The following is a 25,313-nucleotide window of genomic DNA, read 5'->3' as shown; positions in this document are numbered from 1 at the left end:
CGCTGAAATGAAGCAGACCGTCACATCAACAACCTGCCGCTTTACCAGGGCTGGCGCATTTTGCGCCGGGCTGCTGGGTGCCGCCCTGTTCCTGGCACCCTTACCGGGCGAAGCACGCCAGATTCGCTCGCCCCAGGACCTGGAGTACGGCACCGTTCTCTTCGAGTACTACCAGCAGGATTATTTCGAAGGACTGGTGGAGCAGGCCTACGCCACGGCAATCAACAACCGTCCGGCCCAGAGCCCCCAGGGGCAGCTTCTGAAAGGCAGCATGGCGCTGTCCTATGGCATGCCGGACGTGGGCAAGCGGATCTTCGACACCCTGCTGGCCAACGAACAGGATGAAGTGCTGCGCAATCGCGCCTGGTACTACCTGGCCAAGCTATATCACTCGCGCTCTCAGTCCGCCGACGCTTTTGCCGCCCTGGAGAACATCCGGGGGCGTGTACCGGCGGACCTGCACCTGGATTACCACTATCTGGCGACACTGGTGAACAACGACGGGGAGCACCTTGCCGATGTTCAGGAGGCGATCAACAGCATGCCCTCCACCAATCGCCAGTACCCTTACCTCCTCTTCAATCTGGGCGTCACCCAGCTGGGCAACGGCAACCAGACCGCGGCCCTGACAAACCTGGCCCGGGTGGTGGAACACAGCGACGGCAGCGAAGAGCTGCTGGTTCTGGCGGATCGCGCGCGCCACGGCCTCGCGCAACTGGCCATGCAGGACCAGCGCATGCTGGACGCCTGGACCTACCTCCAGGACATTCGCACCGAAGGCCTGTACTCCAGTCGCGCCCTGCTTGCGTACTCCTGGACGGCGATCCGTCAGGAGCTTTTTGAAGTTTCCCTGCCGGCCCTGCAGATGCTCAATCAGCGCTCGATAGCCCTCCCGGAGGTCCAGGAAGGCAAGGTTCTGCTGGGGCACGTCTATGAGCAGCAGGGTTCCATGACGCGGGCATTGAGAAGCCACTTGCAGGCCGAAGATGAATTCACCAGGGGTCTTGAGCAGGTGGCGGAAGCCCGCCGTGTGATTGAGCTGCAGGATGTCCCGCGGGAATTTATCACCAACCTGGACGCCATCGTCGATCAGAGCGACTGGTTCGGTGTTCAGCCCTCTCTCGATTACGCCAAGGTCACGCCCTTCCTGGTGGACCTGATGGCCAGTAACGCCTTTCACCAGGTACTGCGGGAGCTGGCGGAGCTTTATGCCATCCGCGACAACCTGCAGTACTGGGCGCGCCAGACCGACCAGCACGACCTGATTCTGAAAGCCTCCGCGGAGAAAGCATTTGACGAGGAAATGAAGCAGGTGATCTCCGACAGCCTGCAGCTGCAGGATCGCCTCGCCGACCAACGGGCGGAGCTGGGGCTCGTAACTCTTACCCTGGACACCTCGGATCAACGCCGGCTCAAGTCCCTGCTGGAAAACTCCACTCGCGAACTGAAGCTGCTGGACGACACCTTGCGCGCTTTACAGGAGCGCAGCGAGCCCTATCGTCAGCCGCCCGAGTACCCGGCCATGGTCAAACAGAACCATCGCCGAATCGCCAAGCGGCTCGAAGAAACCGAATTCTACATCGCGAAGCTGGAACCGGTGATGCGCAATCTGGTGAAGGCGGAGCTGGATAAACACGAAGAACGCATGCGCTACTACCTGGCCCAGGCGCGCCTCGCCAAGGCGCGCCTGTACGACACCGCGTTGATCAAGCTGAACAGCCGCGACGCGGGGGCCACCCAGAGCGGAGGAAATGCTCAATGAGTCGACACCTTTTCCGATTCTGCCTGCTGGCGGGGCTCGTCGCCCTGGCAAGCTGCAGTTCCCAGAAGCCCAAGACGCTCGGAGGGCTCCGCTATGAGCCCGAACCGGAAATCGCGTCCGACACCCAATCCAGTGGCGCGCCTGCCAGCCACGGAGAGGTGCGCACCGAGTACGAAGAGCTGCTGGATCTGGTGGACGACGAGAACCTGAAGGAACAGATCGAGCGCCGCATTGCGCATGTCTACATGCTCGAGGGAGAGCAGGAGCAGGTCGAAGCGGAGCCGGGCCGAAGCTACTACCTGGATGCCATCAAGTCCTATCGGGACATACTGGAAAAGTATCCCAACTCCCCGGACAATGCGGAGATCCTCTACCAGCTTGCCAAAGCCTACGACATGGAGGGCGACCAGGACGAAGCCCTGAAGATGTTGCGCGAGCTGACCACCCGCCATCCGGACTACAAGAATATTGCCGAAGCCAACTTCCGCAAGGGCGACATTCTGTTCAATCATGGGGCGTATCGGGAGGCGGAACAGGCCTACCAGATCGTGACCACTCACGAAGAGTCCAGCTTCAACCTCAACGCTCATTACATGCTGGGCTGGTCCCGCTACAAGCAACTGCGCTTTGGGCCCGCTCTCGATAACTTTGTGCATGTGCTGAACGAAATCTGGAAGCCGGGCCTGGAGCTCTCCGACCTCAGCAAACCCGACAAGTCCCTGGTTCAGGACACCCTGCACGCCGTCAGCCTCAGTCTGGACAAGCAGGCGGGTGCCGCCACCATTCAGTCGATCGATGAACTGAAAGATCAGCACTATGTGTGGCAGGTGTATGACAATCTGGGTACGTACTACCTGGACAAGGAACTGTACGAAGCCTCGGCCGAGAGCTATCGCCAGTTCGTGACGCACTATCCCGATCAGGATATTACGCCGATCCTCCACCGCAAGATGATCGATACCTATATGGAGGGCAGCTTCCCCCGCCAGGCCTTCGTGGAGAAGGAAAAATTCGTGGACGCCTATGGCATCTACTCGAGCTATGCGCGACGCCGGGGCGGTGCAGTGGAGTCCATTCAGGACACCATGGAGGAATATCTCGACGAACTGGCGCGTAACTATCACGCACGGGGCCAGGAACTGCACAAGGAAATCGCCGAGCTCACCAGCGACGAGCGGCAGCGCCCGCAGCCGGACAAGGTGGAAGAACTCGATGAAGAGGCCCTGACGGCCCTCAACAAGGCCGCCTATTTCTACAAGCAGTTCATTGACACCTTCCCGGGCCATGAAAAACTGGACGAACTGCTGTTCTTCCGCGCCGAAGCCCTGTTCGCGGCCGGCCGTTTCGAAGAATCCATTCCGGATTACGAGCGGGTGGCCTACGACCCGCAAACCCCGAGCGCCGACCAGTACGCGGCCGATGCGGGCTACGCGGCAATCGTCTCCTACGAGCAACACCTGGAGAGCCTGGAGCCGGACTCCCGCGACAGCACGCTGTGGCGCGGCCGGGCGGTGGAGAGCATGCTCCGCTTCGCCGAACGTTATCACCAGGACCAGCGTTCTCCGTCGGTCCTGACTAACGCCGCGGAGTATCTGTTCAGCCTGGAACTGTATGAACGCGCGCTCGAAATCGCCCGGGCCCTGATCGACAACAATCCGGAGCTGGACCGGCAGGTGAAGAAAACCGCCTACGGCATTACAGCCCACTCACTGTTCAAGCTCGAGCGCTTTGCCGAAGCCGCCAAGGACTACCAGCAACAGCGCACACTTGTGAACCCGGGCAGCAAAGAGCACCGGCAGATCACCGAACGTCTGGCCAGCGCCGTTTACAAGCACTCCGAGGGAATGATCGCGGAGGAAGACAAGGCTGGCGCCGTGGAACAGCTCCTGACCTTGAAAGAATTGACGCCCGACTCCCCCGTGCGGATCACCGCTCAATATGACGCGGCCACCCTGCTTTTGGAACTCCAGCAGTGGTCCCGCGCCATTGGCGAGTTGCGGGAACTCATTGCGCTTTATCCGGAGCATGAACTGGCCACGGAATTCCCGCGCAAGCTGGCTTTTGCCTACGAAAAGAACGAAGACTGGCAGCTTGCAGCCAAAGCCTATGCCGCCCTCAGTGAATTGGACCCGGATCCGGAACTGCGTCGCGAGGCGCTCTATCTCTCCGGCACCATGTACGAGAAGGACGCGGACTACAACACTGCCATTGTCCAGCTTCGGGATTACGCTCACACCTACCCGGACCCCTTCTCCACCAACATGGAAGCGCGCTACAAGCTGACCCAGAACTACGCGCGAATCAACGACACCCAGAAGCGCCTGTTCTGGTTGCAGAAGCTGGTGGAGGGCCATCGGGACGCCGGTGACAACGCAACCGAGCGCAGCCAGTATCTGGCGGCCTGGGCCAATGCGGAGTACGGGGACTATTACGCGGCCGAATTCAAACGCCACAATCTGTATCTGCCGCTGGACCGGAGTCTTCCGGCCAAGAATGAACAGCTCGAAAAAGCGACCTCCCGATATCAGATGGCGGCGGACAGTGGGCTGCTCGAATTCGTCACCATGAGTTCCTACAAGATCGCGGAACTCTACCAGACCCTGGCAGATGAACTCCGTGGCTCCCCTCGCCCGCCGGGGTTGGGTGACGAGGATCGTAAGCTCTATCAGCAGATCCTTGCAGAACAATCCCAACCCTTTGACGAAATTGCCATGGAGTTGCATCGCAGTAATATCGAACACGCCTGGGACGGCGAATTCAACCAGTGGATCGATCAAAGCTTCGCCATGATGCGCGAACTGGATCCACGCCGCTTTGCCAAAACCGAATTGATCGTGAGCTACGGTGATGAAATACGCTAATTTTTTTCGCAAGACTCTTGTCGTCGCGCTCTGTGGCGTTGTGGGCGCCTGTGCGTTTAACTCAGGTCACAAAAACTGGATCTATGATGGCAGCGAGCGCGTGGAGCTGGTTCCTACGGAACAGTTCTTGCCTCTGCAGGAGCGTGATGAAGCGGGTCTGCTGCTGCCCTACGAGGCTGCGCCCAATCCTTACGCCGAACTGGACGGGAAGATCGACAAGGAGATCGTCGCTCGCTACATCGAGGCTCGCCGCGCGTTCAATGCGAACAAGTTTGACGTTGCCGATCAGCTCCTTGCGGAGCTGTCTGAAGAGGCGCCCAAACTCAGTGGCCCTCTGGTTATGCGCGGCGACATCGCCCTGGACCGCGGGGACCTGGCAGAGGCGGTTGAATATTATGTAGCCGCCATCGACGTTACGCCGGTCAATTTCAATTCCTGGCTGCGACTTGCAAAAGCCCAGCGCATGCGAGGCCACTTCAACCACGCGCAGAACACCTACGCACGGGCATTGGAACTGTGGCCGGATGGACCGGAGCTGCACTTGAATCTCGGGGTTCTTTACGACGTTTATCTGAACCAACCGCTGAAAGCCCAGGCTCACATGGAGGCCTACCAGCTACTCAGCGGGGATAGAAGCGGTGAAGTGGTCGCCTGGCTGGACGAGATCCGGCAGCGCACCGGCACCAGCACCGCATTGAAGACCATTACCGGTAGCTCCGGGTCAGAAAAGCCGGAATCCGGTGAAGTGGCTGACGCGAGTGGAGTCCACAATCTGGGCGCGCCAGGCGCACGGGAGGAATAGATGACCTTACGAATGACTTTAACAGCCCTGCTTTTCGCCGCCCTCAGCGCGAGCGCGTTGGCGGCCGATGAAGACGGCAAAAAAGAGGCTGAAAGTGCCCAAAAAGGGCAGGCCGAGAAACAGGCGAAGCAAAAAGCGGATGAGGGCCCTATCAGGCTGGAGTCTGTTTTCGTCGGCGACAAGGAACAACCGGCCATCAGTTATTTCATTCCGTGGCAGGGAATCGGTACGCCCGACAAGCTGCACTGGAATGTGGAAGAGCGGCATGACAAGGCCCTGGGCACCGTCGACCGGGAGATCATGCTTCGCTCAATTGAGTTGTACGATCAGATGCAACTGGAAGCTCCGCCCCAATAGCCTGTGGCCCGTTACGACGGGCTTGAACGTTTCTCTATAACATTCGCTTCGCGCTGGCGCGGGGCACCAGAATTACCCGGTCGGGAGACCGGTTTCCCAGGAGGTTAATATGCTTGATTTCTACAGTACCATTACCAAGTTCTTTCAGGACGGCGGTCTTTTCATCTACCCGATCGCCCTGGTGCTGGCGGTGGGTGTCGCCATCGCAATCGAGCGCTGGATTTTTCTGGGCAGGGAGAAGGCCCGCAACGCCAAGGCGTTTGAGGACTTCCTCCCTCTGCTGCGCACCACGGACATCGATAAGATGCAGCTCTACACCCGGGAAGTGCAGACACCGGTCACCCGCATCATTGCCTGTGGCCTGGACATGATGAAGGTGAGCCGCCAGCGCGGCGATGTGGAAAACTCCATGAGTGAGGGGATGCTGGAAACCATGCCGCGCCTGGAGCAGCGCACCGGCTATCTGTCCGTGCTCGCCAACGTGGCCACCCTGCTAGGCCTGCTCGGCACCATCATCGGTCTGATCAGCGCATTTACCGCAGTGGCCCTTGCTGACCCGGCGGAGAAATCCACCCTGCTCTCCCAGTCCATCTCCGTGGCCATGAACACCACGGCGTTTGGTCTGATCGCCGCGATACCTCTGCTGATCCTCCACGCGGTCATCCAGAACAAGACCGCCGCCATCGTCAACAGCATCGAGATGGCTGCTGTGAAATTTCTGAACATCATGACCCTGCACCGATTCATCGAAGCCAACAACCCGCGCCCGCAGCCCTCGGCGGCCGCGCCGGAAATGACCGCACCGGGAGATGCCGCGCCTGCGCCTGCGGCCGGTTAACACTCCGACTCCAGCGACGAGGTTTACATGGCTTTTCGTTACAAACACAAACCGGCCGATGAGGCGGACCTGGATATCACCAGCTTCATGAACCTGATGATCGTTCTGGTGCCGGTCCTCCTTCTGAGTATTACCTTTACTCAGATTACGGTGCATGAAATCAAACTTCCCGACCTGACCGGCGGAAGTTTTGCGAGCGATGAATCCCAGGCGCAGTTGGAGGTAGTCGTAAAGGAAGATGGCTTCCAGGTCTTCTACCCGAACCGCAAGAGCCTGATCAAGGAGCTGCCGCTGGTCGAGACCGAAACCGGTATGACCTACGACTTCACCGCCCTGTCCGAGGTTATGCAGGAGGTCAAATCCCAACTCTCGGATCGCCGCGATATCGTGTTGCTGGCGAATCAGGCCCTGGATTATCAGAGCCTCGTATCCACGATGGATGCAGTGAAATCCTACCGTACCGTGCTGGCTGCCAGCGTGGTGGAAGTGGAGCTGTTTCCGGAAATTTCACTAGGGGACGCGAGTTAAACGCTTTATGTTTCAATCGGCCTTTAAGCAGAAGAAGCCCTCTTATACCACCAAGCTAAACCTGGTGGCGCTGATGGATATCTTCACCATCCTGGTCTTCTTCCTCCTCCTCAACTCCGGGGAGGCTGAAAAACTGGAAAACGCGGAGTTTGTGAAACTGCCCGACTCCCATGCGGGCACTCCGCCCCACGACGACCTGGTGGTAATGATCGGCAGCGACGCCATCTGGCTTGGCGAGCAGATGATAGCCAGCATCGAGGATGTGGCGGACAGCGGGGAATCCTCCATCGCGGCACTCTCCGAAGCGCTGGCGGATTTCCGCGAGCGCAAGGGCGAGTTGAACAGCTACGAGGAGGAGAACGGTCTTTCGCTCACCATTATGGGGGACCACGCGGTGCCCTATGGTTTGCTCAAGACCGTCATGTCCACCGCCCGCCTGGAGAACTTCCGGGACATCGCACTGGCCGTCAATCAGGTGGCCGGGCCCGCTCCCGCGGCTGATGACACCCCACCGTCTCTGGCCGATCGAAGCATCCCTGACCTGCAGGGAGAACGGTAAGTATGCAGTTTGCCAATCTGGAACCCCAAGCCCTCGACCTTGCTCTGCCCTGGCAGAGCAACGAAGAGCAGGAGCAACGCTTCAGGAAGCTGCTCAAGCGCATTCTGATCGCGATCGCGGTGCTGGCGGTCATTATTCCGTGGCTTCCGGTGTTCGAGAAGGAATATGAGACTCCGGAAGACAGCATCGCCAAGACCAAAGTGATGCTCGAACCCATTGTGCAGCCCGAGCCGGAACCCGAGCCGGTGGTGGAGGAAACGCCACCGCCCCCCGCTCCAAAACCGGAGCCCGAGCCCGAGCCCCAGCCTGAAACGCGAACCGTTGCGGAGAGCCCCCCTGCCCCGCCGCCCCCGACCCCGAAACCTAAGGACAAGGAATCGGTAATGAAGGAGCAGGGCCTTTCAGATCTGAGTAATCAGCTGAGCGCTCTGCGCGGTACGGTCAGCGTGGCCAAGCTTCAGCGCAAGAACGTGAGCAAAAGCGACCTGGGTCAGAAGGAATACACAGCACGGGACCGCTTCGGCGAAGACATCGCCGCCAAGCGCAGCGATGGTATCCAGGTGGATGATGTTATCCAGCAGGAGAACGTTACCCTGGCCGCCTACAGCGGTGTCGCAGTTGAGGCGACCGCCTATTCCGATCAGCCGGGAGGCAGCCAGTTGAGCTTTCTCTCCGGGCAGGCCGGACGACGGGATATGGAAAATATTCGTCGCACTTTCGAGGCCGCCAAAAGCAGCGTTTACTCCCTTTATTTGCAGGCATTGAATGACAACCCGGACCTTGCGGGAAAGTTCATCTTTCGCCTGGTGATCGAACCGGATGGCAGTATTTCCGAACTGGAGTTGGTCAGTAGCGAACTCGGTCAGCGCAGTCTGGAGAACACCATCCTGGAGCGCATCAAGCGCATTAACTTTGGAGAAAAGGAAGTCTCTCCCACGGCAGTGGAATACGCCTTCTCCTTCCTGCCAAGTTAAGCGCCATCGGCCCTGGCTGGCATCAAAAAGCGGGAGCGGTCGCGGGATAGCACAATTCCCGCGGCCGCCTCGGCAAACCGCAGCCTCGTCCTCCCTGCGCCCGCCTAGGTCGTTATAGCGATTCGTAATTGAGTGGGTATGACCGACCCACCGAAGTATTCACAAAATTTCAAGCTCGGAAGAAAGTGGGTGGAAATTTGCGATACGGTTCCCTACTCAAGCTCAACAGTGGTGCCACTATGGGCGGAACTTTCTTCATGCCGATTCGGTGGTGGACTATGTGCGCGTACACTTTTCGATTTCATAAATTCGCCCTGGCAGCTTCGGTGTCCCTGGTTCTGAGCGCCTGCGGCGGTGGTGGTGACGATTCAACCGAAGCCGAGGCCATCAGCAAGGATACGTCCTTCGCGTTCGTGGAACGCAGCATTGCCGAGGGCGCTGCCAGCGGGCTGGGGGTTTTCGAGAAAGCGCTTCAAAATCGGGAGGCCGCACCCCAGGACCTTAACTCTCCCTACGCTTACGAGCTGGGAGCCCGCCTTTACCACCGATCAAGCCTGGATACGGAAGCCCAGCAATGGGAGGTGCTTGCACAGTTTCTAGGCACCAGCGAATACGACGTGAAGGATCTGAGCGTGTCACGGGATGGCACGCGAATGCTGTTTGCGGCACGCGGGCCGGATGACCACCCCAGCGATTACACCTGGAACATCTACGAATACGACTTTGAGGCACGGCGCGTCCGGCGGGTAATGGAGGACGACGAGCTCGCCAATGAGGGCGAAGACACCAACCCCACTTACGCTTTGGACGGCCGCATCGTTTTCTCATCGGACCGTGCCGCCGGCAATCCCGACCACGTGGACGACTCCGAGCCCGGCGACATTGACGAAGATTGCTACAAGATCGGCCCGGCGGAAAGCCCCTCCCTCCTGCATATCATGAGCTCGGAAGGTGAGGACATTGTGCAGCTCACCTTCGGCAATAACCACGACACGGAAACCAGCACCCTCGCGGACGGCAAGGTCGCCTTTGTACGATGGTCCCGCAGCTATGATCTGCTCCCCAATTGTACGAGCAGCGACCCCGCGTTCGGCAGCCTGAGCCACGAGAGCCTGTTCCCGAACAGCTATCCCAATGGTCTGGCGTCCCCCGCCGCCTGGGACGAACAGCGGCTTTGCAGCTTTGCCATCGAAACCCCTCTCGGCCACGCCCTGCCCAGCAACCACTATACTCTGCTGGCCATCGACCCGGACACCGAGGCGCTGGAGCAGCTTTACGAGACCGTGACCATCTTCGGCTCCGATGAAGAATTCGTTTACATCGACGAGCTGGTACAGGGCCAGGACGGTTACCTGATCGGCCTCATGAAACACTTTTACAATCAGCACCTTGGCGGTAACGTGGTGCTGATGCAGGACCCCGCCAGCGCGAGCGACGAGACGGTTTTCGGCAGCATCGCACCGCGCTCGCTGATCTCCGATAACGTGAACATGTATCCCAACCAGGCCTCTCCAAACGGCTGGTACAGCGCAGTTGCGCCTTACCGCGACGGGACCTCCCGTATGCTGGTGGGCTGGTCCCAGTGCTCCACTGTCAGCGGCGGCGTCAACGCGTTCTGCACCGAAGGCAAGGACGGAGAAGTAACGAGCGAATACGGCATCTGGGTATACGACCCGAAAGACGACAGCCGCCTGCCCGTGCTTCAATCCAGCCGCGACCGGGTCTTCACCGAACTGGCGTTGGCCCAGAACCAGCGCGGCCAGGGCTTGCCCTTCGCGCCGGTCAACCCGGAATTCGAGGACAATCTGGACGATTCGCGTCTGATCTGTAACGACCCGACGCCGATTCCGCCGACCGATCCAACTGATCCGACTGATCCGACTGATCCGACTGATCCGACGGACCCGACTGATCCGACTGATCCGACGGACCCGACTGATCCGACGGACCCGACTGATCCGACCGATCCGACGGACCCGACTGATCCGACTGATCCGACGGACCCGACGGACCCGACCGATCCGACTGATCCGACTGATCCGACGGACCCAACAGATCCAACTGACCCGACCGATCCGACGGACCCAACAGATCCAACTGATCCGACCGATCCGACGGACCCAACAGATCCAACTGATCCGACCGACCCCACTGATCCCGGCGAAAACAACAAGCCCGTGGCGATGGCCGGACCGGGCCAGAATGTCCCCGCCGGGCAGGTCGTGTCTCTTGATGGGAGCGAGTCATTCGACCCTGACGGCGACCTACTGACCTACCGCTGGTCTTTTGCGAACATCTCGCCGTCCAGTGAACTGAGTGATGACGACATCGTGGGCCGCTTCACCCCGAACCCGAGCTTTACCCCGGATGAAGCCGTCGAGATCCCCATCAAAGCGGACTTCGTGTTCATCATTGACGGCAGCTTCTCCATGGTCGAGGAGATTGACGAGGTCCGCAACGGCCTGCGCACTTTCGTGGAGACGGTCAGCGCCTCCGACAGCAAGGTGGACGCACGTTTCGCCGTGGTGACTTATGAGGAACGCCCGAGGGGCGAAACCGTGCCGCGGGTCAACCTTACGTTCACCCAAAGCAGTGTGGAAGCCGATGTGGTGGATGAGGTGATTGCCGCTTTCGATGCGATCGACACCGGTCGACCCTACTGGGGGGAGCAGCGGGAAGCTGGCCTGGAGGCCATCCGCTACGTGCTGGGAGACCCGAACCTGGCCGGAGCCCCGCTGGATGGCCTGGAGTTCCGCAGCACGGCCCGTAAAAACCTGATTCTGGTCACGGACGAGGATTCCGACGGTGAGTACAACGATAGGGATTTCGAGCCGCCCAGCAGCTTCGATCCGGACAGCATCTGGCAGCAGGAGATCAATGCCACCGCTGCCCTGATTATTGAAAATGATGCCTTCCTGGACCTGCTGATCGAACCTTCGGATGGTGCCAGCCGCAGCCAGTACGGGGATCCAGCGGCCGACCGCCTCATCTCGGGCAGCGACCGCTTTGATGCGGACGCAACCCTCGCGGCACTGGACGACCCGGACACAGGTTATCCGGAGAGCCTCCAGGCCCAGGTGCTGCGCGCCGGGCTTATCGCGCGGTCCTATGAAGTCACGGAGGCCAATGATCCGGTCTTCGTGAACAGCTTCTTTACCTCCAAGGTCTGGGACACCATCGAGAATCCCCTGATGGGTACCTACACCCTCGAGCTGACGGTGAATGATGGCCAACTGGATAGCCTGGCAGACCGCGTCTCCATCAGGGCCTTCCGCAACAACGCGCCGCCCAATGCCCGGGCGGGAGCGGACCAGAGCGCGGAGCTGTACGGCACCGTGGAACTGGACGGCAGCGGCAGCTTTGATGTGGACAACGGGCCGCTCGCTCTGAGCTATCGCTGGCGCTTTGCGGAAATCCCGAGTGGCAGCGGGCGCAGTGACGCGGATTTGAGCAATGCGACCAGCCCCCTCGCCTCTTTCTCACCGGATGTGGAGGGCGAGTACGTCCTGGAACTGGAAGTCTCCGACGGTACCGAAGACTTTACGGACACGGACCAGGTTCGCATCCAGGTTTCTGCGCTGGATATTGCTCCAAACGCGAGCGCAGCGGTCAATCAGTTCCTCGATGACTGCGCGCCGGTTCAGCTGAATGCCGAAGCCAGTTTTGACCCGGACGCAGCGCCGGAGCCGCTAAGCTACTCCTGGAACTTCGTCTCCCTGCCACCTGGCAGCGCGCTGAACGCCGGGTCGATTTCCGACCGCACCAGCAGCAGTGCCTCCTTCCTGCCCGACCGCTACGGCAGCTACGTTCTGCGGGTGCAGGCAAATGACGGGCAGGACCAGGATTTCGACAACGTGATGATCGTCATTGGCGATGATTCCATGAACGGGCAAGTCTGCATCCGCTGATTGCAGACACCAGCCCTTCCGACAGGCTCCGGGAACGAACTGACCTCCTCGTTTCCGGGGCCTTTTTTGTAAGCTCCTTTCCCTCCCCCCTTTACCTTTCCCTGGCATCGCTCGGCCTCAACCGTCAGGCCAGCCATTGACGACTCCGTGAACCACCGGACGGAACCCCGGGGTCAGACAGAGTTCTTTTTCTTGTCCATTGTGCTTGCTATTGTTGCGCCCCCGGACGAAACAAGAGCATATGACATTGGTACGAATACGTTTTATCGAGCACAACGGCACCGAACACGAAGTTGAGGCAGAGCCCGGTCTTTCCGTAATGGAAGCAGCCGTGCAGAACGGCGTTGCGGGTATCGATGCGGATTGCGGCGGTTCCTGCGCATGCGCAACGTGCCACGTTTTTGTGGACGAAGCCTGGACTGACAAGCTCCAACCCATGGAAGATATGGAAGACGCCATGCTCAGCGTGAGCAATGATCGTCAGGAAAATTCGCGGCTGTCCTGCCAGATCAAGCTCAGCGAAGAGCTGGACGGACTTGTTGTCCGAACCCCCGAATTTCAGTTCTGACATCACCTGCGCCTGCCGAGCGTGAAGCCATACAAGGGGAGCCGCCCGTGAACGAATCTGCGAAGCCCACGAAAAAAACCTGGAGCATGGTCGGCCGCGATGTCGAAACCATGCCGCTGGAGGAAATCGATCTTTCCCACCCGGGCATCTGGAAGGCCAATGAGCACCTGCCCTTCCTGGCCCGGCTGCGCCGGGACGATCCCGTCCATTATTGCGCCGAATCGGCCGTGGGGCCCTACTGGTCAATCACCAAGTACAAGGATATTGTGCAGGTGGATACCTCACCGCAGATTTTCTCCTCGGAACCCACCATCGGCATCGTGGACATCGATGAGGAGAACAACCTCCCCATGTTCATCGCCATGGATCCGCCCAAGCACGACGTGCAGCGACGAACGGTGCAGGGGGTGGTGGCGCCCGCAAACCTGCGCAACCTCGAGCCCGTCATTCGTCAGCGAGTGTGCAATATCCTCGACAATCTGCCTGTGGGCGAGGACTTCGACTGGGTGCAGCACGTGAGCATTGAGTTGACCACCCAGATGCTTGCCACTCTCTTTGATTTCCCCTTCGATGATCGCCGCAAACTCACCTACTGGTCGGATGTGGCCACGGCCATTCCCGGCGGCGGTGTCATCAATTCCTACGAAGACCGGATCGAGCCTTTGCAGGAATGCCTGGAATATTTCACTCGCTTGTGGAACGAGCGGGTAAATGCCGAGCCTCGCAGTGATCTGGTGTCGATGCTGGCCCACGGGGAATCCACCCGCAACATGTCACCGCAGGAATTTCTCGGCAACATCATCCTGCTCATCGTTGGCGGCAATGACACCACCCGCAATTCCATTTCCGGGGGCGTACTGGCCTTGAACGAGAACCCGGAGGAATACCAGAAGTTGCGGGGCAACCCGGGCCTGATTCCCAACATGGTCTCGGAGATTATTCGCTGGCAAACCCCTCTGGCCTACATGCGCCGCACCTGCCGGCAGGACACGGAACTGCGTGGCAAGCAGATCAAGGCGGGCGACAAGGTGGTGATGTGGTACGCCTCCGGGAACCGGGACGATGAGGTCATCGAGCAGCCCGATCGCTTCTGGATCGACCGGCCCAACGCGCGCCAGCACCTGTCCTTCGGGTTCGGCATTCATCGCTGCATGGGCAACCGCCTGGCGGAAATGCAATTGCGCGTTCTCTGGGAAGAAATTCTCAAGCGTTTCCGTACGGTGGAAGTGACCGGCGAGCCGGAGCGAACCTATTCGAGCTTCGTCAAAGGCTACGTCCAACTGCCCGTGCGTCTGCACGCGCTCTGACAGGCGACTCTCGGACAGACCTCGGGTTCCGCCCTCACTGAGGGTTGGCCGACCGGTTCTTGACGGTGCCGCGGATGTTCATGACGGCCAGCCCCACCTGCAGAATGATCAGGGCATAGGCTCGGTCGTAGGCGCCCCACACGATCCACAGCACATTGCTCAAAAGAAACAGCCAAAAGCCCGCTTCGCGCCGGTACTTCCTCTGCGAGCCCACCATCCACGCGGCCAGAATCGTCACTGCCATAGCCGGCCACTGCACCCAGTCCAGATAATCCATTTGGTTGTCCGTTCCCACACAATCGCAGTGTTCAGACCCGACCCCGGCCTCCGGGTTCGTCCCTGATTGCAGTGAAGGAGCCACGCGCTTCGGCGACCGATGTTAGAATCCGCGCTTTTTCCGGAATCCACATGAAAACTGGCAGCGTACGGTTATCCCCCATGGGGGTCCTCTGGCTGGTAACGGCGGGTTGGGCCTTCAGCTTTTCCCTGATCGGAGTGTATCTCAGCGGGCAGGTAGACAGTTATCTGGCCGTATTCATCCGCGTCGCCCTCGCCCTCCTCCTGTTCCTGCCCCTGCTTCGACCAGGGGGCCTGCCCTTCTGGAAGCTGGCGGCACTGACAGCCATTGGAGGGCTGCAGATCGGCGCCACTTATCTGTTCCTCTATCATGCCTTCGCCTACCTGACCGTGCCCGAAGTGCTGCTGTTCACGATTTTCACGCCCCTTTACGTCACCTTTATCGATGAACTGATTCTGGGCCGCAAACACCTGCCGCTGCGTTGGTGGACGGCCTCCGCGGTTGCTGTGGCCGGGGCGGCGGTCATTCGTTACGACCACGTCAGCCAGGATGCGTTAACGGGGTTTTTCCTGATTCAGGCCGCCAACCTGTGCTTCGCCGCCGGGCAGGTGGGTTACAAGCGCTTGCCCCTGGGAGATCTCCGGCAGCAGTCCCGGGTCTTCGCGTTCTTCTTTCTGGGCGCGACCCTGGTATCGGGCCTGGGCGTGGTGCTGTTTACAGACTGGGGCCAGATCCCCTTCGGTGGCCTGCAATGGGGTGTGCTGATCTGGCTGGGGCTGGGTGCTTCAGGAATCGGCTATCTGTGCTGGAATCTGGCCGCCAAGCACGTGAACACGGGGCAACTGGCCACCATGAACAATATGCTGATTCCCGCTGGGATTCTGGTGAACTTCTTGTTCTGGAACGAGGATGTCGAGTGGCTCAGGCTGCTCGCGGGGGGCGCGATCATTGGCCTGTCCGTGTGGATCTGCCGTCCACCGAAACAGGCAGCACCCACCGTCGAGCCTGGTTAGCGCGGACAAGTTCTCAGTGTCTGCAAAATCGGCGAACTCAGCCAATTGGGACCTGTCGAACTGAAGTTGACGAACGTGGGGCCACTGGTCTCAGCACGTCCGCCGTATTTGGAACGCCCGCCCCATCGAGGGCCGGCGTCTGCTTCTGTCGATCTCACTACAGGGAGTCACCGCATGAGAACCAATCAACTTCCACGCGCCCTGGGCGCCGCCCTTTTCGCAACGGCCATTCTGACCACCGGTTGCGCCACCACCAACTCCGAAGCCGAGCAGGCCATGCGCAGCGATGTGGACCGCGCCATGCAGATGGCTGAAGAAGCTCAGCGTACCGCGGAGCAGGCAATGGAGGCCGCGCGTCGCGCACAGGAGACGGCCGATTCCTCCGAGCAGTGCTGCCGCGAACAGGAACAACGCCTGGACCGCGCCCTGGAGCGAATGCAGGAGAAGTAGGTATTCTGTAGAGCAGATCAGGGCCGGGACGCCACCAGCGGGCTGCTGACCACGGTCGGAATGCCATCGGCCCGCCTGGCCACCTGCGAGACCGCTTCCCAGTCCACCTCGCCCTTCAGTTCATTCCCCCGTCGTTCCAGCAAGGTCATGATGCGGTGCAGCAACCGCTGCTCCCGGCCGGGCTGAGGGGGGCCGTCATCCGGATACACCCGGGGGTGGACTTCAACCATCAACTCCCCTTCCACCAACGCTACTTTCACGGCCTGGTCCACTACGGTGACCGGCGTCCCCACGGGAACCGCCTGCACCAGCTCTTCGATGTTTTCCGGATAGAGCCGCACGCAGCCCTGGCTCACCAGCATGCCCACACCATCGGGCCGGTTGGTGCCGTGGATCAGAAAGCCTGGAATGTCGAGCACCATCGCCCACTCCCCCAACGGGTTATCGGGGCCGGGTGGAATCATGGGGGCAAGGGACTTCCCGCGAGCTGCGTAATCCGCGCGCACGTTGGCCGTTGGGTACCAGGCGGGTTGATGCAGCTTCATGGTCACCTTGCCGCGGCCGAGCGGGGTTTGCCGGTCCGTGCGGCCGATACCCACCGGGAAGGTGGTCACCATGGCGGCATCGCTTGCCCCATCCCGGTGGAAGTAGTAAAGGCGCATCTCACTGCGATTGAGCACCAGCCCCTCGCGGGGTGCGTCCGGAAGCAAATGGAGAGACGGAATCACCACCTCACTCCCCTCACCCGGCAACCACGGGTCCAGGTCCGGGTTGGCGCGGCGAATGGCGTGGTGACCAACCCCGTAAAGGCGTGCGATATCCATCAGTGTGTCATCGGCGCCCACGACCGCGATGGAGGCCTGCCCCACCAACGGGTTCCCCAGCGGATAACTGGCCGCCGCCGCGCAGCCGGGCAACCACAGCCAGAGCGCAATCACCGGGAGAAGCCGGAGGGCGGATGGGAAATATTGAACGAACGACAATATTGGGGTGTTGCTGATCCGGAACATCGAGCCTCAGGGTCCTGGGGTGAACACAAGCGCGGACTCCATCAGCCTGTGAATGGTTCCCTGACAGTCTGCTAATCCTGATGGAGTACAAGCGGCAATTGCTGACCGGCCTGCCTCCACGTTCCGCTGATCGCCTCTCCGCCTTCGTCCAGCATCCCGACGAACTCACTGTCCAGGGCCTGAAAAACCAGTCGCAGGTTCGCGCCCTCCCATTCGATGGCATCCGCGAAAAAGCCATAGGCCCGTTGGTCGGGGCTGTCGAGCCGGGCTACCAATTGGCCATCATCCATCGAAAAGCGAAATATCAGATGAAGGTTTACATCACCCAGCATCAGGTTTCCATCCCAGCGACCTTTGAAGTCCGGATCCTCGGACCGCGCAAGAAAGGAAAGGGGCGAAAGCAATATCAGCAACACTACCGACAGAAAAACAGATCGAGCAAGGCGCATGGGAATACTCCTTTTCGATTGTTAATCAAGGACCCCTGAATAACGCTGACCGGTTCCCGATCGGTTGTGTGCAACCCGGGAAGCGCGACGTGCATCGGCGGTTTTCAGAAGGTTCTTCCTTGAGAGGTAACCGTTCCATGTAAACCGTGTGTGAACTGCTTGGTGAGGTGCTTGTGAAGAGCAAGCGGTATTCTCGCCCATGCCCAACGCGAAGACCAGTGAGCTTAACGAGCAGTGTGACAATTTTTAGCGGGTATTCGGAACAAATCCGGCACGCTGCGCCCGATACCACGAATAGCGGCGTCAGTCGTGCCGGGTCATGAGAGATTCGATCGAGTGGCCTTGGGCCAATCAGCAGGAACAACGAACAGGCGCTCTGCTTCCACCCAGAGTTGCCGGCTGGAATCGAAGGTCAACCTGGCAAACAGCGCGGGTATTCCCGTATTCCCGACGCGCTCCAACTCCGCATCGGCCGCTGCGGAATCGGGTTCGTCCCGCTGAGCCCAGGGTCCGAGCCAGTGGGGTTTACCCAGGCGCCGCCAATGTCCGTGTTCAAGTTGTCGTGCGGCCTTCTCATACAGCCACCAGCCCCGGGCATGGTTCTCTGGAACACTTTCCGGAGAACTCAAGCGCCCTCCTGTTCGCGTCGTGATCGGATAGAAAAGATAGCCCGGCATGAAAATTCGCGCAGCGGGAGCCTGATCGATTCCCAGTGACGTCAGCACCTGTCGTGTTTCCTCGCGCTCACACAACCGGCTCTGGTGGTCCAGCAGCCGTTGCGACTTGATGTCCAGGCGATCCTTTGCATTCGGTCCATACCAGTAAGACGGGTCGCTGCCATAGCCCAGATAGAACTTCACCGCGATCTCGTGATGCTCCGTCAAGCCGGTGTGGGGATTGCGTACAATGAAGTCCAGTTCGCCCAGGGTTCTGCCGGCATCCCGGACGGGAACATTGTGTGCGATCACCGGCCAACCCAGCAGATCCTCCAGCAGACACCGGTAAAGAATTTCGAAGTACAGCCCGAGGCGCCTGGGCGGATCCGCGCCCAACAGTGCGGGGGCGGTGGAGGGCTGACGATCCCAGTTCTTCAGGCGATCCTCCGCATCTTCGGGCAGGAACTCCGCCGGTGTGAATTGCCCGGGCGCTGTCAGAAGCTGTGGCGCGTGACAAATCCAGGCCAGATGCCGGATCGCGGGGGTACGAAACTGAAGAAGGTCAAAGGGTGCAATGGGCATGTCATCTAATGGTTCGTCCGTCCGGCCTGTTCGCCAATCCAGTTGAAAAGGAGCTCAAAATAACCCGGTGCCGTCCGGCCGGCGAGTTGGCGCCCCTCGGGCCCCTCCTCCACCACAATCATGCCGTGGTCGGCGTCAGGGAAGACCTCGACGGTAATCGGCACGCCCTTGCGTTGCAAGGCGCTCAATATCGCCAGAGATTTTTCGTGAGGCGCCTCCGTATCCTCTGCCGCGAGAATCCAGAGCTGCGGCACTTTCAGGGATTCCAGCACCGGGTACGGTTCATAACTCAGATCGTAGTGAAAACTCAGAAGCTCGCGGATCGAATCCAACTCCTCGCGCGGCGTCTGGGTCATGAGGCGGGTAAAATCCCCTTCGATGACCGGGAACCAGGGCTCCCCTCGAAACCTGCTCTTGAGCTCCTCCAGCTCTTCCAGGCCCTCCGCAAACCGCGACCGGACTACCCGCAGAGCGGCCTCGTGCAAAGCTTCTCCTTTGGCCAGTTCCTCCGACTCGAAGCCGTTCATTAGCAGCGACTGCTCCACCTCCGCCCGGTCTTCCTCGATCATGCTGATGGCCAGACCGTAACTGGCGACCACAAAATCTACCGGGATCCTGGTGGCCGCCAGCGGTGCGACCCATCCGCCCTGACTTTCGCCCATCAAGCCGAGGGGAAGCCCTTGTAACTCGGGTCGGCTCTTCAGCACCCGGGTCGCGGCCACCATGTCCTCGGCCAACATGGGAATGTCGATGACGAACTCACCCTCGGAGTGACCGGTGCCGCGCTTGTCGAAAACGAGAACGGCAATTCCCCGCAACGGCAGCAGGTACTGTACGTAATTGTGCAATACAGCGGACTCGCGGCCGCCACCATATTGAAGCACAACCACAGCCTTGGGGCGCTCTTCATCCGGCATGACCAGTTCGCCGTAGAGCTGAAGATCGCCGCTGGCGAACTGAATGGGTATCACCGGCAGCGATACTCGAGTTCCGCCTATACGCGACTTCCCATTCATCTCGAATGCTATGCGACCCTGATCGCACTCACCAAACTCCGCGCGCAACCGGACCGGCTCGCGTCCACTCCAGCCCGGACCGGATTCATACCGGCCATCCCCGATGAAATACAATTTTCCGGAACGGCCATCCAGAAAACGATAACGAAGGTTGTCGCCGTCGCTGGGCTGGACAACCAGCTCCGTCCCGTTGGAAAGCCGGTACGCCCCCCGATGACAAAAAGGTGCGTCACGCCCATCGTCGTCGGCAAATGCAGGAATGAGACACCCGAAAACAACAGCTCCGGTAACGAAGTGCAGAACCTTGCGCATGGTGATCCCCCCTCTGCTCGGTCATCGCTGTCATTATGGGGCCGTTCACCGTAAGCAGGGATAGTCAGTATTTGTAAATTTCAGTCCCGGCTTGTCACCGATCTCCAACTAATCCGCGCATACATCAACTCCGTCTGCGGCCACGAGAATGCGCTGGAATACGACGTTTTTCTTGATCCTGACCGGGGGACACTGGACCTCGTCACCCCTTTCGTCGAAGCAGCCCGAAAGCTCTATGCCCAAATCAAGTTCACCACACGCCAGCCCCTGTCCCGGTCGGCCGGCGACCCGTTGCTGCAACATGCCATTTCCCCCGTACTCGAGATTGGCCCGGAACGGAAAATCCAAAATCGTCCCGCCATCCGGATCCCGATACTGGACATTGCCCGCAAGCGCCCGAAGCGGAGTATTGCGTGCAATATAAAACTCGACAACCACCTCGCAGGGCGGGGCCACGCCGTGGCGAAGAGCGGACGCATCGACATTCAACCTGCCGGGAGAAGAAGCGGAGCGTCGCTTGCAAACTGGCAGTGGCTCACCAGAAGCGGTTTCCACGCTCCCGACCCCGGGATGCTCTCCGGCGCAGGCCGCAAGCAGGAGCAGTACGGCTGGCACCATGATGTGTTTCATTGCAGCCCCCTAACGATCTCAATATCCGGCAGATTCCGGGCGACCTCTTGATAGGTTTGGGCGCTCTCGAGAACCCGTATAACCAGCGGCAACGGCTCGGCCCAGACTTCCGGTAAATCGGCTTCCCCCGCGCTGGCCACAGGAAACGCCAGCGTTTCAATCGGCGGAGAAAATTGGGCATCCACTTCATCCTTGTTGCCCCGGGCATCCAGTCGGTACCAGCCATGGTCATCAAGATAAACCGCGTTCAGTCCATGGAGGCAATAGGGCGGCCCATCCATGTCGATGGTCAATCTCTGGTAACACAGCCCCGCTGGAACCCGATTGGCTCGCAGGAGCGCAGCCAGCAGGTGGCTTTTGGCATAGCAGTAGCCTGTTGCATGTTCCAGCACGTCCGAGGCTTTACAGGTGACCGGGTTCAGCTGGTAGTCCCAGCTGTGTTTGATTTCGTCCCGCACGAAGCGAAAGCAGCGATCCACGATTTCGTGAACGCTCCCAGCGCCTTCCGCCAGCTCCTTCGATTTTGCCAGTACCGGGGGCGCATCCCAGTCGATATAGGTGCTTGCTTCCAGGTAGGTGTCCATCAACTTCCATTTCCCTTTTGATTCGATTCCATTGAGCTGATGAAATCCGCCATCGCGCTCCCTTCCGGGCCGCCCTGCCCCTGAAGACCGGCCCTGACACCTTTTCTGTTCTGCTCAGGCTGATTCTGACTGGCTTTGAGTTTTCCGGTCAGGGTATCTAATCTGATCTCTATCCCAACAATTCCCCGGGTCAGTCGATCAATGAAATCCCTGGGCGCGTCATCCAGCGTCCACGGTTCAGCCCGCTCCGATTCATGCTGGTGGGTCAGCTGACGAAGGTGTTCATTGAGCCAGGCAGCATCCTCGATGACGCGCGTCCGACCCCTGGCATGTACCGCGAGATAGTTCCAGGTGGGTACGACGCGACCTGTTTCGGCTTTGGAGGGATACCAGGACGGCGAAATGTAGGCATTCGGCCCCTGGAACACGACGAGAACCTCGTCGCCGTCTCCAAGCCGCTGCCACGCAGGGTTGTTGCGGGCCAGATGGCACTGCAGCATGCCAAGTGACCCGGGCTCGTCACCCGCAAGAAGGAAAGGAAGGTGGTTTGCCTCAATGCCCTCCTGGTCAGCGGCAATCAGCAGGCCAAATCCGTACTGACGAATATATTGCTGCAGCTTCTGCGTATCGTCTTCGCGGAAATGATCAGGGACGTACACTTGGCGTAACTCCTCGTGCAATGGGATTGTCAGTTGCGTCAATGCTCAGCGAGCAGGGATTCGGTTGTTACGATTTCGGCATACTCGCCCTGCAGGTTCGCCAGCGACATTGCGTGGACCTCCTCCGCGCTGCGAAGAATGCCGTTGTAGTCGGTCTTATCGAAGGTGAATGTTGCATCGCAGGGCACCCGCACCCGGAACCCCAGGTTGCCGGCGGTTCGCACCGTGGACTCCACGGAGTTATTTGTGCTCACACCAACAATCACCAGATCCACCAGCTCACGCAGGCGAAGCCAGCGTTCCAGCCCTGAATGAGCGAATGCGTCCGGCACATTCTTCTCGAATACCTGTTCCCCCGCCTCAGGGAAAAATGCTTCCTGGAACTCCACGCCCGAACGGCCCGGCCAGAACGGTGAACTCTCGCTCCGGGACATATGCCGCACATGCACAACGGGGGCTTCGAGCTTACGCCACGCTGCGAGGAGCCGCCCGATCTGCCGCTCCGCATCAGGGTTGTTTCTGGCGCCCGCCAAAGGCTCGGCCATGGACTTTTGCATATCAATCAGAATCAGTACGGATTTATTCATATTCGTTGTTCTCAGCGCGATCATCGCGGGTGGACCTCAGCGCCGGATGCGGTTCTCCAGCGCCTGAAAAAGCTGCCGGTGGTGAATCACCCAGCCACCGAGATACCCGAGCATCGAGCCAAGGACAATATCGGCCAGTCGGGCGGTCACCAGGTGTTCCGGTTCAAGCGTCGAGTTGGCGTCCGCAAACAACACGGTCAGCGGCGTGATGAAGATAACCGCCAAGCCATAGTTGCGGGTAACCAGTGTTTCAATGACGAAGCTCAGGCCCGTAATGACCAGGGCCAGTTGCCAGGGCGCAAGGTCCAGGGCCAGGATGAGCCAGGCCATACCCATGCCGGGGAGCGTGCCCACAATGCGGTGAATGTTACGGTGCCAGATCGCCCGGAAGGTTGCACCTTGCATGACTGCGGCGCAGGACACCGGCACCCAGTACGGGTTATCCAATCCCAATGTCAGTGCCAGGAAATAACCCCCACCGATGAACAGGCCGATGGTGCTTGCCTCCAGCACGATGCCCAGAATGTTCTGGTCGGGTGTCGCGGGTGGCCTGTGCCGTGGGGCTTTATCCTTGAGCAGGGTCTGGCCGGCGCCGTACACCAGGGCGAGGAGACAGGCGCCCATGGTACCAAACAGCACCAGGCCGGAACGCTCCGCCACAAGCGCGAGGTCAAACGGGAGAGTCCGTGCCATACAGGCCACAAGGATAAAGAAGAAGCTCCCGGGCGGCGGAACCTTGAAATAGCGGCAAATAGTGGTGGCGAGAATGGCGGTGAGTCCGAGAGTGCTTGCCGACAGGGCCGGGTTGTAACTGGTCAGGGCCCCCAGCGTGAAGCTGGCGGAAAAGCCGAATGACACCACGGCCATGGTAATCAGGCGATGCGGGACGGCCGTCTGGGGCATGTACAGGATGCTGAGTCCCCCCATGGCGGCGAGGATTGCGATGGAATAATGCCCGAGCAGCGCGCCGAGCAGGACCGGCATGCCCACGGCCAGCGCGGCCATGATAAGAAACGCCAGCGGGCGTTTGTTGTCACTGAGGGCAAAAAGCGGCCTGAGGTTCTGCCATAGACTGATATCCGGCAAGAGCGACTCCGGGAGGAAATTCTGGAAAAGAGAGGACGCCGCCAATTGTACCGATCCGGTCAGCGATCATCGACTACCTGTTGATACCTCCTGGTGGCCGCCCGGCACCGGGAGACCGTGGAATGCTTCACTCGCGATCAGCGGGATGATTGACGCCGTCGCAGGTGGGGATGCCTTCAATCTTCAGAGGGTTTACATCCTCCAGGCACGCCACATTGAACCCGTACTGGTCAGGATTTGACCGACGCTGGTGGTGGGTATAGATGCCGCAATGACGGCAGAAGTAGTGCTTCGCTGTTCTGGTATTGAATTGATAAAGGTTCAACGCTTCCGCGCCCTTCAGCAATGTTATCCCGGACAGGGGTACGGATGCTGCTATGGCTCCCCTACGGCGACACATGGAGCAGTCGCAGCGGCGCACATCGATCAACCCATCGGGCAAGTCCACCTCCATTCTCACCGCCCCGCAGTGACAGCTTGCCTTGTGCTTTGGTTGGATCTTGATCCCGTCAACTTCCCTGATATTCAACGACATACTCCTGTTCCTGCAACCAAAAAGATCCGCCAACACGGATGAGCTTCAAACTCTACTTCACTGACGCAGGCCTGGCAATCGACCGGTGCCCCGTTCGGTTGGAGCTCTAATATTGATGCAGGTCAGGGCAAGGCTGCGGAGAAAGAGCACGATGCTCGTCAGGAGCTGAGGGCCTGGAATCCGGGACCCAGGCACGAGTGGCACCATGCTTGCTCCAGGGCCTTGATACGGCGGCTGGCGTCGATCAGCCTGGACGAAAGCCTGAACACCCTTCACCCGCAACATCTAAGCACAAGGAGAGCGATATGACATTGCACCTGGGCGACACTGCGCCTGATTTCGAAGTTGAAACTACGAAAGGGAAGATTCGCTTTCACGACTGGATAGGCGACTCCTGGTGTTTTTTCTTCAGCCACCCGGCGGATTTTACACCGGTCTGCACAACGGAAATGGGGCGAACAGCGCAGCTTGCGAAAGACTTCGAGGCCCGCAACGTAAAGCCGCTGGGGCTCTCTACCGACACGGTCGAGGAACACAATAAATGGATTCTTGACGTGAACGACACCCAGAACACCCAGTTGGATTTCCCCATCGTCGCCGACCCGAACAAGGAGATCTCCCAGCTCTACGAGATGATCCATCCCGGCGAGAGCGACACCTCGGCCGTCCGCTCGGTGTACATCATCGACCCGAAGAAGAAAATCCGCCTCATGATGACCTACCCCATGGCCGTGGGACGAAACTTCGACGAGATCCTGCGGGTCATCGACGCGCTTCAGATTGGTGACAAGCATCGCATTGCCACCCCCGCCGACTGGACCAAAGGGGAGAAAGTCATCATCCCGCCGAGCATCAGTAATGAGGAGGCGACAAAAATGTTTCCCCAGGGCTGGGATGAGAAGCGGCCCTATTTGCGGATGACCGACTTGCCGTCGTGATACCAGCGGAAATGCCTCTGCTGCCTTGCGCAGCGGAGGCTAAT

Annotated in this window: 25 protein-coding genes; 14 read left to right on the top strand and 11 right to left on the bottom strand. The window is 59.7% G+C overall.

The annotated features are described in order from the left end of the window. Nucleotides 1-7: 7 nt before the first annotated feature. From ACURWW_RS15275 to ACURWW_RS15225, 11 genes are all read left to right on the top strand, one after another. Nucleotides 8-1,762 carry a hypothetical protein gene (locus tag ACURWW_RS15275; RefSeq protein WP_445617698.1) on the top strand — a complete coding sequence of 585 codons (1,755 nt, stop codon included), beginning with the start codon at nucleotides 8-10 and terminating at the stop codon, nucleotides 1,760-1,762. After that, entirely contained in the window at nucleotides 1,759-4,623 is a 2,865-nt protein-coding gene (locus tag ACURWW_RS15270) for a tetratricopeptide repeat protein (RefSeq protein ID WP_445617697.1), read from the top strand. The genes ACURWW_RS15275 and ACURWW_RS15270 overlap by 4 nt, the downstream gene beginning before the upstream one ends. Then, a complete protein-coding gene (locus ACURWW_RS15265; protein ID WP_445617696.1) occupies nucleotides 4,610-5,425 on the top strand; it encodes a tetratricopeptide repeat protein in 816 nt (271 codons plus the stop codon). Before ACURWW_RS15270 ends, ACURWW_RS15265 begins: the two co-directional genes overlap by 14 nt. A 12-nt stretch (nucleotides 5,426-5,437) precedes the next feature. Continuing rightward, nucleotides 5,438-5,782 carry a hypothetical protein gene (locus tag ACURWW_RS15260; RefSeq protein ID WP_445617695.1) on the top strand — a complete coding sequence of 115 codons (345 nt, stop codon included), beginning with the start codon at nucleotides 5,438-5,440 and terminating at the stop codon, nucleotides 5,780-5,782. A 109-nt stretch (nucleotides 5,783-5,891) separates the two neighbouring features. Then, nucleotides 5,892-6,620 (top strand): MotA/TolQ/ExbB proton channel family protein, encoded by a 729-nt coding sequence (locus ACURWW_RS15255; protein WP_445617694.1) that lies wholly within the window; start codon nucleotides 5,892-5,894, stop codon nucleotides 6,618-6,620. 27 nt (nucleotides 6,621-6,647) lie between these two features. After that, nucleotides 6,648-7,148: an ExbD/TolR family protein gene (locus tag ACURWW_RS15250; RefSeq protein WP_445617693.1), complete on the top strand. Its 501-nt coding sequence runs from the start codon at nucleotides 6,648-6,650 to the stop codon at nucleotides 7,146-7,148. A 7-nt stretch (nucleotides 7,149-7,155) separates the two neighbouring features. Further along, nucleotides 7,156-7,707 (top strand): ExbD/TolR family protein, encoded by a 552-nt coding sequence (locus tag ACURWW_RS15245; RefSeq protein ID WP_445617692.1) that lies wholly within the window; start codon nucleotides 7,156-7,158, stop codon nucleotides 7,705-7,707. Between the two features lie 2 nt (nucleotides 7,708-7,709). After that, entirely contained in the window at nucleotides 7,710-8,681 is a 972-nt protein-coding gene (locus ACURWW_RS15240) for an AgmX/PglI C-terminal domain-containing protein (RefSeq protein ID WP_445617691.1), read from the top strand. Between the two features lie 326 nt (nucleotides 8,682-9,007). Next, nucleotides 9,008-12,589, top strand: a complete 3,582-nt coding sequence (locus tag ACURWW_RS15235) for a PKD domain-containing protein (RefSeq protein ID WP_445617690.1) — start codon at nucleotides 9,008-9,010, stop codon at nucleotides 12,587-12,589. A 241-nt stretch (nucleotides 12,590-12,830) separates the two neighbouring features. Further along, nucleotides 12,831-13,157, top strand: coding sequence for a 2Fe-2S iron-sulfur cluster-binding protein (locus ACURWW_RS15230; RefSeq protein WP_445617689.1), 327 nt, complete (start codon nucleotides 12,831-12,833; stop codon nucleotides 13,155-13,157). An 86-nt stretch (nucleotides 13,158-13,243) separates the two neighbouring features. Beyond that, nucleotides 13,244-14,464, top strand: a complete 1,221-nt coding sequence (locus ACURWW_RS15225) for a cytochrome P450 (protein ID WP_445617731.1) — start codon at nucleotides 13,244-13,246, stop codon at nucleotides 14,462-14,464. A 34-nt stretch (nucleotides 14,465-14,498) separates the two neighbouring features. Here ACURWW_RS15225 and ACURWW_RS15220 read toward each other — a convergent pair whose 3' ends face one another. Next, the gene (locus ACURWW_RS15220) at nucleotides 14,499-14,741 is read right to left on the bottom strand and encodes a hypothetical protein (RefSeq protein WP_445617688.1); all 243 of its coding nucleotides are present in this window, start codon (nucleotides 14,739-14,741) and stop codon (nucleotides 14,499-14,501) included. 131 nt (nucleotides 14,742-14,872) lie between these two features. Here ACURWW_RS15220 and ACURWW_RS15215 point away from each other — a divergent pair, with 131 nt between their 5' ends. Both ACURWW_RS15215 and ACURWW_RS15210 read left to right on the top strand, forming a co-directional pair. Next, on the top strand, nucleotides 14,873-15,775 hold the full coding sequence (locus tag ACURWW_RS15215; protein ID WP_445617687.1) for an EamA family transporter: 903 nt from the start codon (nucleotides 14,873-14,875) through the stop codon (nucleotides 15,773-15,775). 174 nt (nucleotides 15,776-15,949) lie between these two features. After that, nucleotides 15,950-16,225: an alanine-zipper protein gene (locus ACURWW_RS15210; RefSeq protein ID WP_445617686.1), complete on the top strand. Its 276-nt coding sequence runs from the start codon at nucleotides 15,950-15,952 to the stop codon at nucleotides 16,223-16,225. Nucleotides 16,226-16,242: 17 nt separating this feature from the next. Here ACURWW_RS15210 and ACURWW_RS15205 read toward each other — a convergent pair whose 3' ends face one another. The 10 genes from ACURWW_RS15205 to ACURWW_RS15160 form a co-directional block, all read right to left on the bottom strand. Then, a complete protein-coding gene (locus ACURWW_RS15205) occupies nucleotides 16,243-17,163 on the bottom strand; it encodes a L,D-transpeptidase family protein (RefSeq protein WP_445617685.1) in 921 nt (306 codons plus the stop codon). A gap of 143 nt (nucleotides 17,164-17,306) precedes the next feature. Next, nucleotides 17,307-17,684, bottom strand: a complete 378-nt coding sequence (locus ACURWW_RS15200; RefSeq protein WP_445617684.1) for a hypothetical protein — start codon at nucleotides 17,682-17,684, stop codon at nucleotides 17,307-17,309. A 317-nt stretch (nucleotides 17,685-18,001) separates the two neighbouring features. Then, nucleotides 18,002-18,922, bottom strand: coding sequence for a DUF1853 family protein (locus tag ACURWW_RS15195; protein WP_445617683.1), 921 nt, complete (start codon nucleotides 18,920-18,922; stop codon nucleotides 18,002-18,004). Nucleotides 18,923-18,927: 5 nt separating this feature from the next. Next, nucleotides 18,928-20,250 carry an alpha/beta hydrolase family protein gene (locus tag ACURWW_RS15190; protein WP_445617682.1) on the bottom strand — a complete coding sequence of 441 codons (1,323 nt, stop codon included), beginning with the start codon at nucleotides 20,248-20,250 and terminating at the stop codon, nucleotides 18,928-18,930. Between the two features lie 108 nt (nucleotides 20,251-20,358). After that, a complete protein-coding gene (locus ACURWW_RS15185) occupies nucleotides 20,359-20,880 on the bottom strand; it encodes a hypothetical protein (protein ID WP_445617681.1) in 522 nt (173 codons plus the stop codon). Further along, nucleotides 20,877-21,464: a transglutaminase-like domain-containing protein gene (locus ACURWW_RS15180; protein WP_445617730.1), complete on the bottom strand. Its 588-nt coding sequence runs from the start codon at nucleotides 21,462-21,464 to the stop codon at nucleotides 20,877-20,879. Before ACURWW_RS15180 ends, ACURWW_RS15185 begins: the two co-directional genes overlap by 4 nt. Further along, on the bottom strand, nucleotides 21,464-22,144 hold the full coding sequence (locus tag ACURWW_RS15175; protein ID WP_445617680.1) for an FMN-binding negative transcriptional regulator: 681 nt from the start codon (nucleotides 22,142-22,144) through the stop codon (nucleotides 21,464-21,466). Before ACURWW_RS15175 ends, ACURWW_RS15180 begins: the two co-directional genes overlap by 1 nt. Nucleotides 22,145-22,161: 17 nt before the next feature. Beyond that, nucleotides 22,162-22,710: a cysteine hydrolase family protein gene (locus ACURWW_RS15170; RefSeq protein ID WP_445617679.1), complete on the bottom strand. Its 549-nt coding sequence runs from the start codon at nucleotides 22,708-22,710 to the stop codon at nucleotides 22,162-22,164. A gap of 36 nt (nucleotides 22,711-22,746) precedes the next feature. After that, nucleotides 22,747-23,796: an FUSC family protein gene (locus ACURWW_RS15165; protein ID WP_445617678.1), complete on the bottom strand. Its 1,050-nt coding sequence runs from the start codon at nucleotides 23,794-23,796 to the stop codon at nucleotides 22,747-22,749. Nucleotides 23,797-23,923: 127 nt separating this feature from the next. Continuing rightward, the gene (locus tag ACURWW_RS15160) at nucleotides 23,924-24,331 is read right to left on the bottom strand and encodes a GFA family protein (protein WP_445617677.1); all 408 of its coding nucleotides are present in this window, start codon (nucleotides 24,329-24,331) and stop codon (nucleotides 23,924-23,926) included. A gap of 305 nt (nucleotides 24,332-24,636) precedes the next feature. Between ACURWW_RS15160 and ACURWW_RS15155 the strand changes: the two genes are divergently transcribed. After that, nucleotides 24,637-25,269 (top strand): peroxiredoxin, encoded by a 633-nt coding sequence (locus tag ACURWW_RS15155; protein WP_445617676.1) that lies wholly within the window; start codon nucleotides 24,637-24,639, stop codon nucleotides 25,267-25,269. Nucleotides 25,270-25,313: the final 44 nt, after the last annotated feature.

It is taken from the genome of Gilvimarinus sp. F26214L (assembly GCF_054401055.1).
The sequence above is the reverse complement of the archived record's forward strand: the minus strand, read 5'-3'. Positions and strand labels throughout refer to the sequence as shown.

Bases quoted from the DNA above. Each gene is read 5' to 3' on its own strand.
- ACURWW_RS15275 (WP_445617698.1), top strand. From the start codon at position 8: ATGAAGCAGACCGTCACATCAACAACCTGCCGCTTTACCAGGGCTGGC.
- ACURWW_RS15270 (WP_445617697.1), top strand. From the start codon at position 1,759: ATGAGTCGACACCTTTTCCGATTCTGCCTGCTGGCGGGGCTCGTCGCC.
- ACURWW_RS15265 (WP_445617696.1), top strand. From the start codon at position 4,610: ATGAAATACGCTAATTTTTTTCGCAAGACTCTTGTCGTCGCGCTCTGT.
- ACURWW_RS15260 (WP_445617695.1), top strand. From the start codon at position 5,438: ATGACTTTAACAGCCCTGCTTTTCGCCGCCCTCAGCGCGAGCGCGTTG.
- ACURWW_RS15255 (WP_445617694.1), top strand. From the start codon at position 5,892: ATGCTTGATTTCTACAGTACCATTACCAAGTTCTTTCAGGACGGCGGT.
- ACURWW_RS15250 (WP_445617693.1), top strand. From the start codon at position 6,648: ATGGCTTTTCGTTACAAACACAAACCGGCCGATGAGGCGGACCTGGAT.
- ACURWW_RS15245 (WP_445617692.1), top strand. From the start codon at position 7,156: ATGTTTCAATCGGCCTTTAAGCAGAAGAAGCCCTCTTATACCACCAAG.
- ACURWW_RS15240 (WP_445617691.1), top strand. From the start codon at position 7,710: ATGCAGTTTGCCAATCTGGAACCCCAAGCCCTCGACCTTGCTCTGCCC.
- ACURWW_RS15230 (WP_445617689.1), top strand. From the start codon at position 12,831: ATGACATTGGTACGAATACGTTTTATCGAGCACAACGGCACCGAACAC.
- ACURWW_RS15225 (WP_445617731.1), top strand. From the start codon at position 13,244: ATGGTCGGCCGCGATGTCGAAACCATGCCGCTGGAGGAAATCGATCTT.
- ACURWW_RS15220 (WP_445617688.1), bottom strand. From the start codon at position 14,741: ATGGATTATCTGGACTGGGTGCAGTGGCCGGCTATGGCAGTGACGATT.
- ACURWW_RS15215 (WP_445617687.1), top strand. From the start codon at position 14,873: ATGAAAACTGGCAGCGTACGGTTATCCCCCATGGGGGTCCTCTGGCTG.
- ACURWW_RS15210 (WP_445617686.1), top strand. From the start codon at position 15,950: ATGAGAACCAATCAACTTCCACGCGCCCTGGGCGCCGCCCTTTTCGCA.
- ACURWW_RS15200 (WP_445617684.1), bottom strand. From the start codon at position 17,684: ATGCGCCTTGCTCGATCTGTTTTTCTGTCGGTAGTGTTGCTGATATTG.
- ACURWW_RS15195 (WP_445617683.1), bottom strand. From the start codon at position 18,922: ATGCCCATTGCACCCTTTGACCTTCTTCAGTTTCGTACCCCCGCGATC.
- ACURWW_RS15190 (WP_445617682.1), bottom strand. From the start codon at position 20,250: ATGCGCAAGGTTCTGCACTTCGTTACCGGAGCTGTTGTTTTCGGGTGT.
- ACURWW_RS15185 (WP_445617681.1), bottom strand. From the start codon at position 20,880: ATGAAACACATCATGGTGCCAGCCGTACTGCTCCTGCTTGCGGCCTGC.
- ACURWW_RS15180 (WP_445617730.1), bottom strand. From the start codon at position 21,464: ATGGACACCTACCTGGAAGCAAGCACCTATATCGACTGGGATGCGCCC.
- ACURWW_RS15170 (WP_445617679.1), bottom strand. From the start codon at position 22,710: ATGAATAAATCCGTACTGATTCTGATTGATATGCAAAAGTCCATGGCC.
- ACURWW_RS15160 (WP_445617677.1), bottom strand. From the start codon at position 24,331: ATGTCGTTGAATATCAGGGAAGTTGACGGGATCAAGATCCAACCAAAG.
- ACURWW_RS15155 (WP_445617676.1), top strand. From the start codon at position 24,637: ATGACATTGCACCTGGGCGACACTGCGCCTGATTTCGAAGTTGAAACT.